Raw genomic sequence first — 1825 nt, forward strand, 5'->3', positions numbered from 1 at the left:
CGGGAGCAAGCTCCCTCGCCACGGATGCCTTGGGTCTCCCCGACCTTTTTTGTTCGAAAATTTTCCTTTCAGCTTCCTTCGATCAGTATTTTCAATCGAATTCGACTGGCTGTGGCCGTGCTTATGGGCTAGTATTTTCGCAAATGAACATAAATGTTCGAATTCAAATATTTCGAAAAGAGCCCGAGGCCAGCCGATGCCCACTACCACCTTGCCTACGCCCCCTATCGCCGAGATCTACGACATCGCCGTCATTGGCGGCGGGATCAATGGCGTGGGGATTGCCGCGGACGCTGCCGGTCGCGGTCTCTCGGTGTTCCTTTGCGAAAAGGACGATCTTGCCAGTCATACTTCCTCAGCCAGCAGCAAGCTGATTCATGGCGGCCTGCGCTATCTCGAACATTATGAATTCCGTCTGGTGCGTGAAGCCCTGGCCGAACGCGAAGTGCTGCTGGCCAAGGCCCCGCACATCGTCAAGCAGATGCGCTTCGTCCTGCCCCATCGTCCGCACCTGCGTCCGGCCTGGATGATTCGCGCCGGCTTGTTTCTCTACGATCACCTGGGCAAGCGTGAACAACTCGCCGGCTCCAAGAGCTTGAAGTTTGGCGCCGACAGCGCCTTGAAAAGCGAGATCACCAAGGGCTTCGAATATTCCGACTGCTGGGTCGACGACGCACGGCTGGTAGTGCTCAACGCCATGGCCGCCCGGGAAAAAGGTGCGCATGTCCACACCCGGACCCGCTGCATCAACGCTCGCCGCAGCAAGGGCTTGTGGCATTTGCACCTGGAACGTGCCGACGGCAGCCTGTTTTCGATCCGCGCCAAGGCACTGGTCAACGCCGCCGGCCCGTGGGTGGCCAAGTTCATTCGGGACGACCTGAAGATGGAATCGCCCTACGGCATCCGCCTGATCCAAGGCAGCCACCTGATCGTGCCGAAACTCTACGAAGGGGAGCATGCGCACATTCTCCAGAACGAAGACCAGCGCATTGTCTTCACCATTCCCTACTTGAACCAATTTACCTTGATCGGCACGACTGACCGCGAGTACACGGGCGATCCGGCGAAGGTGACAATTACAGAAGGCGAAACCGACTACTTGTTGAAAGTGGTCAATGCGCACTTCAAGAAACAACTCAGCCGCGACGATATCCTGCACAGTTATTCCGGCGTCCGCCCGCTGTGCAACGACGAGTCCGACAACCCTTCCGCCGTGACCCGGGACTACACCCTCGCACTGTCCGGAGGCGGCGAAGAGGCACCGTTGCTGTCGGTGTTCGGCGGCAAGCTGACCACCTACCGCAAACTGGCCGAATCGGCCATGGCGCAACTGGCCCCTTATTTCACACAAATGCGTCCAAGCTGGACCGCCGTCGAGGCCCTCCCCGGCGGTGAAAACATGACCACGCCACAGGCGCTGTGCTCGGCGATCCGCGACAAGTTCGACTGGCTGCCGACCGACATCGCCCGCCGCTGGGCCACGACCTATGGCAGCCGGACCTGGCGTATGCTCGAGGGCGTGCACAGCCTGGCCGATATGGGTGAACACATCGGCGCCGGCCTCTATACCCGGGAAGTCGATTACCTGTGCAGCGATGAATGGGCCGTGGATACCCAGGACATCCTGTGGCGCCGCAGCAAGCTGGGCTTGTTCACCACGCCGGTTGAGCGGGAGAAGCTTCAGCAATACCTGGCCAAAGTTGAGCACAACCGGCGCAAGATCGAAGCAGCCTGACCGTAACCCGCAAAATCAAAAGCCCCTGGATCCAGCGATTCAGGGGCTTTTTTTTGCATTCTGGAACACACCGCCGAACCCTGTGGGAGT

General features: G+C 59.2%; 1 protein-coding gene. It reads left to right on the forward strand.

Going from position 1 to position 1825, the window contains the following annotated elements; all coding sequences use genetic code 11:
• Positions 1 to 196 precede the first annotated feature (196 nt).
• Positions 197 to 1735, forward strand: a complete 1539-nt coding sequence (gene glpD / locus OC610_RS26830; RefSeq protein WP_264432289.1) for a glycerol-3-phosphate dehydrogenase — start codon at positions 197 to 199, stop codon at positions 1733 to 1735.
• Positions 1736 to 1825: the final 90 nt, after the last annotated feature.

This window comes from Pseudomonas agronomica, from assembly GCF_025917275.1.
GTDB lineage: Bacteria > Pseudomonadota > Gammaproteobacteria > Pseudomonadales > Pseudomonadaceae > Aquipseudomonas > Aquipseudomonas agronomica.